The organism is Psychrobacter sp. (assembly GCF_049295055.1).
In the GTDB taxonomy this organism is placed as follows: Bacteria; Pseudomonadota; Gammaproteobacteria; order Pseudomonadales; family Moraxellaceae; genus Psychrobacter.
Genome location: NZ_JBAQQF010000047.1, coordinates 59,501 through 74,806, shown reverse-complemented (window position 1 = coordinate 74,806; position 15,306 = coordinate 59,501). Strand labels below are relative to the sequence as shown.

The following is a 15,306-nucleotide window of genomic DNA, read 5'->3' as shown; positions in this document are numbered from 1 at the left end:
TAATGAATCATAAGACGCATTTTTCTACGAGTCAACATTAATTAAGCCAATTTTCCGAGCAGAAAGAGCTGTTTGCCATTGTTGATAACGAACGTCTTGTTTGTCTAATAACGGCTCTTTTGATTGGCTCGAATCTACAACATCGTTGGTTATATCATGGTCAGTAAGCGCTCTATCAATAATATTGCCATCATTAAGCAGTTGGACAATCAGTCCGTGTTTTGCATGATTGGCAATTTGATCAAGTTTACGCAATGTGCCACGATCAGGCAACGCTTTACCATGAATCCCCAGTAACACCTGTACCGCATGGCTATCTAAGTAGGTCTTTAACCGTGCCATATCATCACGATCATCGACAATACCAAAATTTTCAACGTTGCTAACGTTGCTATGGCCATGACTATCCGTATTTAGACCCGATTGCCACCAGTTAAGCTGCTCTGATGGATATTCAAGTAAGGCAACCAGTTTCTTGCCAGCGCTGACAGTTGCCTTTGGTGCAATAGGTGCAGGTGCTTCAATAAAATCATCAGCATCAACCACATGACGCTGCCAAAAGTTCAAAATCTTTTGATAGTAGGGCAGTTTGATATCCAAGCGCATTTTCTTACGACGAAACATCAATGCACAAAACGCCCATGCTATTGCACGTGGCACAATGCCATACATCAGTAAACTACCTACTAATAATCCTGCCCATTGCCGCGCGACAGACAGTGGCATTGCATCCGTTACTAGTCGGCTCTGTACGATAGCTGTGCTGTCCGGCACATCGAATCCAACCATACTTGGCAGCCATCCGAGTACTTGGGTCAAGGTGATCAGCGCCTGATCAGAGAGTAGCGTTGACTCCCAGCTAAAGCTGTACTGACGCACAATTAATAAAAATATAATCGCAAGCAGCATTCCAGTCAACGTCGCCAGCCATAACTGATGGCTAAACCGGCCTAAATACCAGCGCATACCGCTATGCTGCAATTGACACTCATATAAGTCGACTGCTGCTTTAGTGACATCATCTTTACCGCGTATAAGATAACTGGGGCTCACAAAACTGGCAAACCAGTTAGAGGTTTGTTTGCCTTGATTAATGAGAGTCATCAGCAGCCAACCCAAAAGCATGATGCTATGAAAACCTAGCAAGCAAACCAACACATAGAAGAAGTTCACCACATTGGTCTGTAATAAGGTAAACAATCCCAAAAATCCTGAGATGCACCACACCACGCTCATGACGAACATAATACCTTTAATACGCCCATCAATCTTACCCAACACTCGTGCCAGCGCACCATTGCTATCGATACGTGAGGCTCTCCGATGTAATTTTTGCATCGGTTTCCCATCTTCACTTTGCAGCTTTTCAGTGATGAGTAGCGGATCAGTGGCAAAAACGTGTTGCTCTGTCTCAAGTGTGCGTACCAGCTCGGTCAATTGGTCTTGGGGCGATAGCATAGTCTGATATCCGTATAATCAATGATGAAGTGAAAATAGTAAAATAAGAGATTTTTTAGTCATGATGGTACATTTACAAGCATGGTTATTTTTGCATTTTTATTATTATAGGGTCTAATATTGGATAAATATCTTCAAAATACAAAAAACCTGACCATATGGTCAATAATCGCTGGTAGTTATCATAAATACACGCTATGCTAAAAACAAATCAGAAGTCTAATGTAAATATTTAACTTAGACCTTCAGGTACATTCTAATGTTAAATTCAGATAATACACAGCTCTACATACAGTTATAAATCAAAACTCATTGATATTAATTAAAAGCGAGGTTCACAGTCCTTTTCAGTAGCAAAGGTTGCGAGCTTAGTTTTTATACTACTTATAAGTTTCACTCTAGGATTTATTAAAAAACAAGCCTAGAATATATTAACGACAGCACACCAAGGATGGCTATTTAATATGGATATTAAATCTACTTCTCAATCGACATTTGCCCGCCCAGAAGATGAAAATCTGGGCGTTGGCGCTAATATCGCCTATGGCTTTCAACACGTACTTACCATGTACGGTGGCATTATTGCGGTTCCATTGATTGTTGGGCAAGCCGCTGGGCTACTACCGGCCGAAATCGGTTTATTGATTGCCGCTTCTTTATTTATTGGTGGTCTAGCGACATTGTTGCAGACCCTTGGTGTGCCTTTCTTTGGTTGTCAGCTACCGCTCGTACAGGGTGTATCGTTTGCGAGTGTGGCAACCGTGGTTGCGATTGTGACGACGGGGGGCGGGCTACCTTCTGTGTTTGGTGCCGTCATTGCAGCATCTGCTCTTGGGTTTTTGATTACGCCTATTTTCTCCCAGATTATTAAGTTCTTTCCGCCACTGGTAACAGGCACAGTTATTACTACCATTGGTTTGACCTTGATGCCAGTAGCCGCACGTTGGGCTATGGGTGGCAATAGCAACTTACCAACCTTTGGTAGCATGACCAATATTGGTCTTGCCGGCTTCACATTAGCGATGGTGTTATTACTAAGCAAGCTTGGTAATGCTGCTATCAGTCGCTTATCTATTCTGCTAGCGATGGTCATCGGTACCTTTGCCGCTTGGGCTTTCGGCCTAGTCGACTTCTCTGGTATTACCACTGGTTCTATTTTCGCCTTTCCTACACCGTTCCATTTTGGCGCGCCTACCTTTGAGCTTGCTGCGATTATCTCTATGTTCATCGTGGTATTGGTTATTTTAGTAGAAACGTCAGCAGATATCTTGGCAGTTGGTGATATTATTGAGACTGATGTTGACTCAAAACGCTTGGGTAATGGTCTACGTGCAGATATGCTAGCCAGTATGGTTGCGCCAATCTTTGGCTCATTTACTCAAAGTGCTTTTGCCCAAAACGTTGGTTTGGTAGCCGTAACAGGTGTTAAAAGCCGTTTTGTAGTCGCTTATGCGGGTATCATCTTAGTCGTTTTAGGCTTGATGCCAATTATGGGTCGTGTGATTGCAACGGTTCCTACCGCAGTATTAGGCGGCGCCGGTATCGTATTGTTTGGTACGGTTGCAGCTAGTGGTATTCGTACACTTGCGCAAGTCAGCTATACCAATAACATGAACCTAATTATTGTTGCCACCTCTATCGGTTTTGGTATGTTACCGATTGCAGCGCCAGCATTTTATGATCAATTTCCAGACTGGTTTGCAACTATTTTCCATTCAGGTATCAGCTCTGCAGCTATTATGGCCATCGCATTAAACTTGTTATTTAACCACTTAAAAGTAGGAAACTCAGAAAATCAGTCGGTATTTGTAGCGGGTACAGAAGACCGTTCAGTACGTCCTGCTGTGATTCTAGATTTAACTGAAGGTGATTATTTTAGCGAAGGTAAATTGTTTGATGTAGATCATAAAGAAGTGCCTGTTGTAGCAGTAGACAAACCAGCTGCGCATTAGCCACTATTAATTTATTGAATCTTACTTAAATTATAAGTAGATTAAGTAAGAATTCTAATACTAAAGTATTAATTAGCCGCCCATCATTGAGGCGGCTTTTTGTTACTCAGCATTTCACTTAACTGGTTATAGCAGTTGAATACAACAGCCTCATGGTAAATGTTGAAAAATTGAGTCAATATAGGGAATACCGTGTAAAACCCTCACTTTAATTGGTTTACTACATTAATAATAAGGAGTAGTGCCTTATGAATACTAAAACCTATCTCATCATTGGCGGCACTGGTGGTATTGGTCGAGCCATGGTTGAACAGCTTGTATCTGCTGCATCAAAACAGCACGAACCGCCGGTTACTATCTTTGCGACTTATTATAAAAACGTTCCTGACTTTGAAGGAGACAATTTGCATTGGCTAGCGATGAATATCTGTGACGAGGAAAGCATAAAACAAGCTGCTGATACTATTAAGCAGCAAACTGTGCATATTGATTGGGTTATAAACTGTGCAGGACTACTGCACAGCGGAGCGCAGCAACCTGAAAAAGCACTACGTCAAGTTGAGACAGATTTTTTCTTAGAGAATATGCAAGTAAATGCTTTAGCCAGTCTGCTTATTGCTAAGCATGTAAAGCCGTTATTGGCTAAAGCCAAACGCAGTAACGACAAGCCAGCCATTTTTGCAACGATATCTGCGCGGGTAGGTAGTATCAGTGATAATCAGCTCGGCGGCTGGTATAGCTATCGCATGAGTAAAGCGGCGCTCAATATGGGCATGAAAAACCTGAGCATTGAATGGGGAAGGTCGTTAAAAGACGTCTGCGTGGTGGTCATGCAACCGGGTACGGTCAATACCCAACTATCGGCACCTTTTCAAGGAAATGTGGCTGACGGTCAGTTATTCTCGCCAGCCTATAGTGCCGAATGTTTGTTAGAAGTACTGAGCAAAATGAGCGCTGCGCAATCAGGAAGTTTTGTTGATTGGGCAGGTGAGTCTATTCCTTGGTAGCTCTAAACTATTAAAAATTAATATTGAGCCAATTCAATAGATCAAAATAGGGCGTGTCGTTGTCATCATATTAACGACACGCCCTATTTTATAAGATAAGAGAAAATCTTGGGTTCGCAAATATCCTAATTAGCCATAAACAAATCCATAAATTTATTCACAGGTGTCTGCTCTAAACGCTTTTGATCGCTACATAATGCAAAAATATCCGCACAGCGACTGTCTATAAACCGCGTTGCAAGACTGGCACGAAACTTGGCTTCTAATACTGGCAAGCCCTCAATGCGGCGGCGTTTATGACCGATAGGATATTCTATGGCAACCTTATCCGTACTGCTGCCATCTTTAAAGAAGATCTGAATGGCATTGGCAATCGAGCGCTTGCTTGGGTCGTGGTAGTCCTTTGAATAATTGGCATCTTCTTCAACGACCATCTTGCGGCGTAGCCCATCAATCAAAATATGATGCTGGGCATGATAATCATCTTCATAATTTTCCGCCATCAAATCGCCTGTAAGTAAAGGCACTGCAACCATATATTGCAGACAATGATCGCGATCGGCAGGATTGGACAGCGTTCCTTCTTTAGAGATGATTCTAATAGCAGATTCATGAGTCGTTAAGACAATCCTCTCAATCTCATCAATTCTGTCATCGATACGTGGATGCAAAATCACCGCAGCCTCGCAGGCTGTTTGCGCATGAAACTCTGCAGGAAAGCTTAATTTAAATAAGATATTTTCCATTACATAACTGCCAAACTCACGCTGAAAGGTGAATTTGCGTTCATTCTCAGGCTTGGTGGCTAGGTCATTATTAGTATGGCTAAACAACACATCGTAAAAACCCCACTGCGGTGCAGAGAGTGCCCCAGGGATACCCATTTCACCGCGGCGTGTGATATCGACCAAACGTACCGCGCGACTGGTCGCATCACCGGCTGCCCATGACTTACGACTACCGGCATTAGGTGCATGGCGATAAGTGCGCAGTGCTTGACCATCCACAATCGCTTGGGAGATGGCTGCCATGATACGCTCACGTGGTAGAGCATATAACTTTGCCACCACAGCAGTTGACGCTAGTTTTACCAAAAATACGTGATCAAGGCCGACGCGATTAAATGAATTGTCTAATGCCAATACACCTTGAATCTCATGTGCCATAATCATGGCCTCTAGCACCTCTTTCATAGTGAGTGCTGCATGACCCTGACTGACGTTTTGTTGGCTGATATAGTCGGCTACCGCTAAGATGCCGCCTAAATTATCTGACGGATGTCCCCATTCAGCAGCGAGCCAAGTATCATTATAATCAAGCCAGCGTACGATACAGCCGATATCAAAGGCAGCTTTGATAGGATCTAGCCGGTGAGAGGTGCCCGGAACGCGCGCGCCATGAGGCGTCAACTGATCTAGGCAATCAGGACCTAAGTGCTTGGTACATTCAGGAAAGCGTAATGCCAATAGTCCGCAGCCAAGGGTATCCATCAGGCAGTGGCGGGCAGTATTCCAAGCATCAGCGCTATTGGGGGAGTCATTATCTATAGAGTAATTAAGGACGTAATCAGCAATTTTTTGAATCTCGACGTCATACTCTGGGCGGACATTGCTTTCTACATTAGACATAGTCGTTACCTCTTCCTTGAGTCAGATAGTTAAGCAGTTATCAATCCCGTTATGGATTGATAAGCCATGCATCAAAAATAGCATACTCAATATCGAACTATGGTGAAGTAGTGTAAGACTGGTTTAGAACCTAACCCCTAATTAGACAATTATTCAGACCATCAATCAGATCATTAAATACACCAAACCGACAATGAATAGCAGCGCCAATATCAATAGTAAAAAGCTGAGGATATTGCTAGCGGCACCTGAGCTTTCCTTTTTTATCTTCACCTTTTTGATTATTGGTAAAACCATAATGACATGCTCAATACCATCATGAAGATAATGCTCACCTTCAGGGATAAATCCTAGAGATTGGTAAAAATTTAATAAATAAGCTTGGGCTGAGATGATAATGGGTTTTTTACCATATTTTTTACGGCAGTATTTGATGGCCTCTAGCATTATCTGACGTGCAACGCCATCGCCACGGTGCGCTGCTAGGACCAACACTCTACCAATCGAGGGAATAGGGCCTGAAGGGTTTACGGCGGATTTTTTAGTGTTAAATGTCGGCGGAATGATTCGGCAATAGCCAATCAATGCTTCGTTTTGATGCGCGACCAAATGTAAGCAGTCAAAATCAACCTCATCCATATCTTGATAAGGACAATTTTGCTCAACCACAAACACTTGCGAGCGCGCTTTTAAGATATGATAAATATCGATTGAGGTTAATTCATCAAAGGTTTTTATAGAAAATTCACAAGTCATAGTCAAATAGCTTCTAACGATTTAAGGGGCTGTCATAAAATAATAAAAAATAGCGTAATAAAAAATAATGCATCAATGCATCACAGAGTGAGCATTATAACGATTTCGCCCTACATTAACTATTTAAGGTTTGACTGATTTTGTCCAAGTTTAAACTATCTGACATCGCGCTGAATATCTCAAAGTATTTGCCGCGGTTTTCATATAGTGATTCGTGAGTGCCTGTCTCCACCACACGCCCGTTTTCTATCACCACTAAGTCATCGGCATCGATGATTTGGGCAATATTATGCGACACCATAATTACGGTACGGTCTTTCTTAATCAAGTCTAGGCTCTTCTTCACCTGTTGGCTGGCAATCGCATCAAGGCTAGCCGTTGGCTCATCCAAAAACACAATAGGCGGATCTTTTAAGAACATTCGTGCCAGCGCAATACGCTGCTGTTGTCCACCTGATAGAGATTTTGCGGTGCTCTCATAGCCTTTTGGTAACGACATGATTTGCTCATGTATCGAGGCTTTTTCTGCTGCGACAATAATATCTTCATCGCTAGCATTCATATCGCCATAGCGAATATTTTCGCTGATCGTACCTGAGAATATGTGATTACTTTGTAATACCAATCCGATATTTTGCCGTAGCTCATGGGTATCGTAGTCGGCTAGATTCTGACCATCCAAGCATATCGTGCCGGCGTCAGGCTCATAAAACCTTACCAACAGATTAATAATCGTGCTCTTGCCAGCGCCGCTTAAGCCCACCAACGCGGTAATACGATTGGGCTTAATAGTAAAGCTGACGTCTTTTAGTGCTTGGGTACCATTAGGATAAGTGAAATCAACATGTTTAAGCTCGATATGACCTTTGAGGTCTTTACTACTTATACCAGTGATGTTTTCAACTTGCTCGTCGTCCTCTAATATCTCAAAAAAACCTTCGGCATAGGTCAGCGCGTTGTTAATTTGATCATATATACGATGTAATTGACGGATAGGGGCCGCGACGTTTTGAAATAGCATAACGTGAAATAAAATCATCCCAATGGTCATCTGACCTTTTAGCACGAAATAAGAGGTCAGTAGAATAATCGCCACCACACCTATCTGTTCGATAAAGGTTTTGACTGCATCATAAATGAAGCCAATACTACGAATACGCAGCTGATTATCAGTCATATCTTTTTGAATCGTTAAATGCTTTTCAGCTTCGATAGACTCACGGACAAAAGACTTTACCACGCTGATAGAATTAATTAACGATATAACCAGACCACTTTTCGCTTCTCTAAAGCCACGCATTTCACGACGAAAACCTTGCAGGCGCCGCGCTTGTTTTTGACTGATAAAAAAGTAAATCGGGATGATAATAAGACCGACCAAGCCTATCCAAAAATTGGTCGAAAACATAATAATGAGTGAGACGATCGCACTGGCAAACAGCGGCAGCATATCGATAAAGAAGTTTTGCACCAGACTGGTTAGACTGCTAACGCCATAATCGATACGCGTTTGCAGTTTACCACTGTCGTTTTCGCTACTGGTATAAAACGCCATACGGTAGGTCAAGATGCGCTCAATGATTTTTTGCGATAAATCACGAGAGAGATTAATACGAATCTTTTCACCATAAAAGCGCTGTCCAAAAGATATAAATATTGATAACACTTCTTTGGTCAAGAGCACCGTACTGATAATGCCGAGCATACGCAGACCTGCTTCCCAAGGCTCGGCAAGGGTGGCGATTTCGGTCAAAGTATCGACAGCATAACGCAGCACAAAGGCATTGACCTGTGCCGTAAAGGAACCCAGCACGGTTAAAAACAAAGTGGCAATAATCAAGGTTTTATAAGGCGCGGCAAATACTGCTAATTTTTTGAGAATATTCCACAGCAAAGCGCGCCGCTCCGTTTTTTTGAGCGGCGGCTTTTTATCAAGTGAGGCTTTATTAAGAGTAGGAGGAGTTGGCATTTTATTAGAGTAAAGTAAACGCAATCAAAAAGCTATTCAGAGCATCAGTATTAAATTAATCGAACGAATAATAAACCTTAGAAGGCATCTGCTGGCACAAATACTTCACCAACCATGATACGGCGAGCAGAGCGGCTCATTGAGACTTTTTTGGCTTGCCAGCGACCATCGACTTGTTCTGTTTTACCGCCAACTAATAATGTACCAGATGGATGACCAAAGCGCACTTCCATCAATTCGCCTGCACCTGCGGCTTGGTTAACTAACGTTCCCTGAGTAGTCGCTGCTGCAGCAATCGCAACCGCTGCTGTACCCATCATGGCATGATGTAATTGTCCCATGCTCATCGCTCGTACGACCAAATCAATATCATTAGCATCAACGGCTTTGCCACTAGAGGCAGTATAGCTTTGCGCAGGAGCAACCCAAGCTATCTTGGGAATATGCTGACTGGTTTGCGCTTCACTAACATCTTTAAACAAGCCCATCGCAACGCCACCTCTGGCGCGGATATTCTCAAGCTTGGCAAGTGTCTCGCTATCGCTGTTAATATCACCTTGCAGCTCAGTACCGTTAAAGCCCAAATCTTCTGCTTTCATAAAAATAGTTGGGATACCCGCACTGATAAAGGTTGCTTTGACACTATCAGAACTTAAACCACAGCCAGAAACATCAAAGTCATCGACTAGATTGCCAGTAGGAAACATATCGCTTGACGAGTCTACCGGATCAATAAATTCAATCTTTACTTCAGCAGCAGGGAAGGTCACGCCGTCTAACTCAAAGTCGCCAGTTTCTTGTACTTGTACCTTACCTTGTGTATCTAGATAGACAGGCACATGAGCGATGATAGTTTTGCTGATATTCTCTTGCCAAATGCGGACTTCGCAAATACCGCTTTCAGCACTGTCATCAATACTATTAGCAATTTTAGCAGCGTCAACCAGTCCCATATTAATCGCACAAGCACCAACCGCCGCAGTTAAATTACCGCAGTTACCCGCCCAATCAATCATAGGTTTGGCAATATTCACTTGTCCAAACAGATAGTTAACATCGTGGTTGTCACTAGATGACGGCGATAAGATAACGGTCTTAGAGGTGCTCGAGCTACCATTACCCAAGCCATCAATTTGCTTACCATAAGGATCAGGACTACCGATAACCCGTAATAAGAAACTATCTCGCAACTTGCCAGCAACTTGGCAACGCTCAGGTAAGTCGGACAGTTTAAAGAAGGTGCCTTTTGAGGTACCGCCACGCATATAAGTAGCAGGGACAGAGATTTGTGGGGCGAAAGGGGTGTTTGGTTGTGTCATTTTTCATTCCTTTTATTGGTTTATCAGGATGATATTCGTTAATACTTTATAGTTGTGGTAAAATACCACAAAGCTTAATATTCTTGAATAAGGAGAGTTCTATGTCTACTGCAAGCATACGTCTTAACAAGGCGCTAGTTGATAAAGCCTATGCGATATCTAAAGCACAACATCGTACCCCGCCAAAGCAAATAGAACATTGGGCAACCATTGGCCAAATTATGGAAGACAATCCTGACCTATCCTATGAATTTGTCCGCCAACTATTAATTGCGCAAGCAGAAGTGGATGCTGGTATGGTCGAGCCTTACGAATTCGGATAACATTTTTTGGATAAATGATGACTCAGTCTTTAAGTGTTATTCAATCACACAGCTTTAAAAAAGCCGTTAAAAAATTACATAAAAATCAAAAAGCCGATCTAGATGCTGCTGTACGTACCATAATAGATAATCCCAATTTAGGCATACAGAAAGTAGGTGATTTATCCTCTGTGCGTATCTATAAGTTTAAGATGCTAAAGCAGCTAACATTATTGGCCTATCAAATTGATAATGGTCAGCTTGTCCTCACCTTATTGATGGTTGGCACACATGAGAACTTTTATCGTGATGTTAAATTAATACTTTGATTATCCTTATAAAGCGCTAGTGTCATTATTTTTAATACCTAAAGATTAAAAAACCGATGCCATATAGACACTCTATACAACATCGGCTCTTTAATTACTCAAAACTCATGATGATTACGCAATATCTAATGTGCCATCGATAAACTCTTTAGCAAAGCGCTGTAGCATACCGCCAGCATGGTACATCTTCACTTCGTCAGCCGTGTCTAAGCGGCAGATGATTGGTACCTCAAGCTTGCTACCATCAGTACGGTTAATAACCAACGTCATTAACCCACCAGCAGATACTTCACCAGTGACGTCAAATACTTCGGTACCGTCGATATTAAGGGTATTACGCGTCACACCTTTTTCAAACTGGAGCGGTAGAGCGCCCATGCCAACCAAGTTTTGACGATGAATACGTTCAAAATCTTCGGCAACCACCACTTCAACACCGGCTAAACGTACACCCTTAGCAGCCCAGTCACGGCTTGATCCTTGACCATAGCCGTCACCGGCGATGATGATAAGCGGTTGGTCACGATTCATATAAGTTTCAATCGCTTCCCACATGCGCATGACTTGACCTTGCGGTTCAACTCTAGCGTATGAGCCTTGGATGACTTCGCCCGTTTTACCATCAATGCCATCACGTACCATCTCATTGAGCAGTTTTGGATTGGCAAATGTCGCACGTTGAGCGGTCAAGTGATCACCGCGATGGGTGGCATACGAGTTATAGTCCTCGCTTGGTAAGCCCATGGTATCTAGGTACTCGCCAGCAGCAGATGCGCCTAAGATAGCGTTTGACGGTGACAGATGGTCAGTCGTGATGTTGTCACCTAATACGGCTAAAGGACGCATACCAGTTAAGGCGTTTTTCTTCGCCATTTTACCTTCCCAATACGGCGGACGACGGATATAAGTACTTGTCTCACGCCAATTATATAATGGGCTTAAAGCTTTGCCCGTATCTTTTTTGGCTTCATCAAACATGGGGATATAAACGGCATTGAATTGTTCAGGCTTCACTGCTTTGGCGACGATTGCATCGACTTCTTCGTCATCAAACCAGATGTCTTTTAGGTAAACTTCATTGCCATCTCGGTCTTGGCCTAATGAATCTTTTTCAATATCAAAACGAATGTTACCGGCGATGGCATAAGCGATAACCAATGGTGGTGATGCTAGAAATGCTTGCTTAGCATACGGATGAATACGCCCATCAAAGTTACGGTTACCAGATAGCACTGCAGTGGTGAATAAATCATTATCGATGATTTCTTTTTCGATATCAGGATCTAGCGCGCCACTCATGCCGTTACAGGTGGTACAAGCAAAGCCAACCACATCAAAGCCTATTTGCTGCATCTCAGACATCAGTCCTGCTTCTTCTAGATACATTTTTACCGTCTTAGAACCAGGGGCTAATGATGTTTTTACCCAAGGCTTACGTAATAGGCCTTTTGCGTTGGCATTACGAGCAACCAAGCCAGCAGCAACCATATTGCGCGGATTAGAGGTGTTGGTACAGCTGGTAATAGCGGCAATGATAACCGCACCATCTGGCATTAACCCATCTTTTGGCTCTGGTAATTTATCTTCAGGAGCGTGGGCAATGCCTTTAGCAACCAAATCAGTGGTGGATACGCGGGCATGTGGACGTGAAGGGCCAGCTAGGTTACGGACGACTGCTGATAAGTCAAATTCAAGAACACGGTCATAGACGGCAGTTTCCATGCCATCAGCCCATAGGCCAGTTTGCTTAGCATACTGCTCAACTAATTTGATTTGCGCTTCACTACGACCGGTTAGGCGTAAATAGTCAATGGTTTGCTCATCGATATAGAACATCGCTGCGGTTGCGCCATATTCAGGGGTCATATTAGAGATAGACGCACGATCACCAACGGTCAGATTGCGGGCACCTTCACCAAAGAATTCAATATAGGTAGATACGACGCCTGCGTTGCGTAAGAACTCGGTCATAGCGAGGACTAAATCCGTACCAGTAATGCCTTTTTGTAATTTACCAGTTAGCTTAACACCAACATAATCTGGCAGGCGCATATATGATGGGTTGCCCAGCATCACGCTTTCAGCTTCTAAGCCACCAACACCGATAGAGATGACACCTAAGGCATCAACCATTGGCGTATGGCTGTCAGTACCGACTAGCGTATCCGCAAAGGCAACTTTATAGCCGTCTTTACCCTTAGCGACTTGTACGACCGGTGACATCTTTTCAAGGTTAATTTGATGCATGATGCCGTTACCAGGCGGTACGACGTTGACGTTATCAAAGGCATACTGACACCAGTTGATAAAGTGGAAACGGTCATCATTACGGCGCTCTTCAATCGCGCGGTTTTTCTCAAAAGCATTTTCTTCAAAGCCGGCATGTTCAACGGCTAATGAATGGTCGACAATTAACTGAGTTGGTACGATTGGATTTACTTTAGACGGATCGCCACCTTGTTCAGCAATGGCGTCACGTAAACCTGCCAAGTCAACAAAGGCTGTCTGACCTAAGATGTCATGACATACGACGCGGGCAGGGTACCAAGGAAAATCAAGGTCCTGCTTGCCTTCGATATGCTGCTTTAAAGCTGCTGTTAAGTCTTCCGGTGGGCAGCGACGTACCAAGTTTTCACACAATACTTTTGAGCAAAACGGTAGTTTGTCATACGCGCCAGCTTCGATATTCTCGACGGCTTCGCGAGTATCAAAGTAATACAGGTCGGTATCGGGAAGTGGCTTTTTGAATTGCTCATTCATCGGCTGAATTAGAGTGTCCATAGAGTACCTTTGGCTGTTGGCTGGTTAGAATTTGAGCTTGTCTGAAATTGAAATTCTTTTAGCAAAGTTGTTCATACAATAAGATAGAATTTTGCTAAAAAAACTGTGCAGCTGTATGTAAAATGCTAGACATATGCGGCTAAAGATATGGTAAACATAAAACCTATTGTTGCTGTAAATACAAATAACCATCGTACATGCATTGGTGGGTAGGGTGGTCATAGTAACTTAACCCAGACAGTTATTAGAGAAAATATATTACACAGAAATAAAAACATCCAAGTGCTAAGCATAGAATCTAACCAATCCCGACTCATAGTATCTTGAGCAAGATTTGCTTTAAAGCTAATTGCGGTATAACCATAACAAAGCAAAGTAATTGTCAAAATGGCATAAATGATGATATCTATCATTAATGGTTTATTTGGATTATTTATACTTCTAAAAAACAAGGTCGATAACCATAAAAAAATAATTACCCAAACTGAGTAAGCGACAATCATCTTTCAACCTTATTGAATACTTGCAGGGTACGGATTTCGCACCCTACAAATTCATAACTTAATTCTATATCAATTAACGCGCGCTGATATCAGGTACTGAACGCAAATCTTCGCCAGTATATTCTGCACTTGGGCGAATGATACGGTTATTAGCACGTTGCTCGAATACGTGAGCCGCCCAACCTGTCAGACGTGAGCAGACAAAAATTGGCGTGAACAGCTTGGTTGGTATACCCATGAAGTGATAAGCAGAAGCATGGAAGAAATCTGCATTACAGAACAGTTTTTTTTCGCGCCACATGACTTCTTCACAACGTACGGATACTGGGTAAAGTACCTCATCACCAACGTCAGCAGCCAGTCTCTCAGCCCAACCTTTGATAACGACGTTACGCGGATCAGACTCACTATAGATAGCATGACCAAAGCCCATGATTTTATCTTTACGCGCCAGCATCGCCATCATCTCTTTTTCGGCTTCATCTGGTGAGCTAAAGCCTTCAATCATATCCATAGCAGCTTCGTTCGCGCCGCCATGCAAATGACCACGTAATGAACCAATCGCGCCAGTGATACAAGAATGGATATCAGACAAGGTCGACGCACAAACGCGCGCAGTAAAGGTTGAGGCGTTAAACTCATGCTCAGCATAAAGAATAAGCGATACGTTCATCACCTTGGTATGCAGCTCGTTTGGTTTTTCGCCTTTTAGCAGATGTAAAAAGTGACCACCAATGGTCTCATCATCAGTTTCGGTTTCGATACGCACGTTGTCATGGGTGAAGCGATACCAATAGTTGATGATTGATGGGAAGACAGCCAGCATACGATCCGCTTGGTCATTTTCTTCAGCAAAATCGAGTTCGGTTTCAAGGTTACCCAGCATTGAACAACCGGTACGTAGCACATCCATTGGGTGAGCTTCCGCAGGGATACGCTCAAGGACGTCTTTTAACGCTTGAGGTAAACCACGTAAACCTTTTAATTTGGTTTGATAAGCATCAAGCTCGCTTTGGGTAGGCAAGTTGCCATATAACAACATATAAGCGACTTCTTCAAAGATACATTTGTCTGCCAGCTCTGAGACGTCATAACCACGGTAAGTCAGACCTGAGCCTGATTTGCCAACGGTAGATAAAGCGGTCTTGCCTGCGACTTGACCGCGTAGACCTGCGCCTGAAAGTTCCTTTTGTGCTGCTTGGTGTGCTGCCATGGTAAATTCCTTTTGTTGGTAGCTTTGGTTGGATAAGAATTGTTGATTGTTATTCAAATACAGCGCTGGTTGTAGTCATCTATGACAAA

The 15,306-nt window shown here is 43.0% G+C and carries 11 protein-coding genes; 4 read left to right on the top strand and 7 right to left on the bottom strand.

Going from position 1 to position 15,306, the window contains the following annotated elements:
- Positions 1-24: 24 nt before the first annotated feature.
- Positions 25-1,458, bottom strand: a complete 1,434-nt coding sequence (locus tag WAZ74_RS06615) for a DUF2868 domain-containing protein (protein ID WP_422307073.1) — start codon at positions 1,456-1,458, stop codon at positions 25-27.
- Positions 1,459-1,922: 464 nt separating this feature from the next.
- Between WAZ74_RS06615 and WAZ74_RS06610 the strand changes: the two genes are divergently transcribed.
- Complete coding sequence (locus tag WAZ74_RS06610) at positions 1,923-3,410, top strand: nucleobase:cation symporter-2 family protein (RefSeq protein ID WP_422307071.1); 1,488 nt, start codon at positions 1,923-1,925, stop codon at positions 3,408-3,410.
- 248 nt (positions 3,411-3,658) lie between these two features.
- A complete protein-coding gene (locus WAZ74_RS06605; protein ID WP_422307069.1) occupies positions 3,659-4,417 on the top strand; it encodes an SDR family oxidoreductase in 759 nt (252 codons plus the stop codon).
- 125 nt (positions 4,418-4,542) lie between these two features.
- Here WAZ74_RS06605 and WAZ74_RS06600 read toward each other — a convergent pair whose 3' ends face one another.
- From WAZ74_RS06600 to prpF, 4 genes are all read right to left on the bottom strand, one after another.
- Positions 4,543-6,045, bottom strand: coding sequence for a bifunctional 2-methylcitrate dehydratase/aconitate hydratase (locus tag WAZ74_RS06600; protein ID WP_422307066.1), 1,503 nt, complete (start codon positions 6,043-6,045; stop codon positions 4,543-4,545).
- 165 nt (positions 6,046-6,210) lie between these two features.
- On the bottom strand, positions 6,211-6,801 hold the full coding sequence (locus tag WAZ74_RS06595; protein ID WP_422307064.1) for a GNAT family N-acetyltransferase: 591 nt from the start codon (positions 6,799-6,801) through the stop codon (positions 6,211-6,213).
- Between the two features lie 115 nt (positions 6,802-6,916).
- Positions 6,917-8,770 carry an ABC transporter ATP-binding protein gene (locus WAZ74_RS06590; protein WP_422307062.1) on the bottom strand — a complete coding sequence of 618 codons (1,854 nt, stop codon included), beginning with the start codon at positions 8,768-8,770 and terminating at the stop codon, positions 6,917-6,919.
- A gap of 77 nt (positions 8,771-8,847) precedes the next feature.
- Positions 8,848-10,089, bottom strand: a complete 1,242-nt coding sequence (prpF, locus tag WAZ74_RS06585) for a 2-methylaconitate cis-trans isomerase PrpF (RefSeq protein WP_422307060.1) — start codon at positions 10,087-10,089, stop codon at positions 8,848-8,850.
- Positions 10,090-10,190: 101 nt separating this feature from the next.
- Here prpF and WAZ74_RS06580 point away from each other — a divergent pair, with 101 nt between their 5' ends.
- Both WAZ74_RS06580 and WAZ74_RS06575 read left to right on the top strand, forming a co-directional pair.
- Entirely contained in the window at positions 10,191-10,412 is a 222-nt protein-coding gene (locus tag WAZ74_RS06580) for a TA system antitoxin ParD family protein (RefSeq protein ID WP_068404729.1), read from the top strand.
- Positions 10,413-10,429: 17 nt separating this feature from the next.
- Entirely contained in the window at positions 10,430-10,720 is a 291-nt protein-coding gene (locus WAZ74_RS06575) for a type II toxin-antitoxin system RelE/ParE family toxin (protein ID WP_422307055.1), read from the top strand.
- A 114-nt stretch (positions 10,721-10,834) separates the two neighbouring features.
- On the opposite strand, the gene acnD is transcribed toward WAZ74_RS06575, so the two are convergent.
- Entirely contained in the window at positions 10,835-13,480 is a 2,646-nt protein-coding gene (acnD, locus tag WAZ74_RS06570) for a Fe/S-dependent 2-methylisocitrate dehydratase AcnD (RefSeq protein ID WP_422307091.1), read from the bottom strand.
- Between the two features lie 597 nt (positions 13,481-14,077).
- Positions 14,078-15,217: a bifunctional 2-methylcitrate synthase/citrate synthase gene (gene prpC, locus WAZ74_RS06565; RefSeq protein ID WP_422307053.1), complete on the bottom strand. Its 1,140-nt coding sequence runs from the start codon at positions 15,215-15,217 to the stop codon at positions 14,078-14,080.
- Positions 15,218-15,306 lie beyond the last annotated feature (89 nt).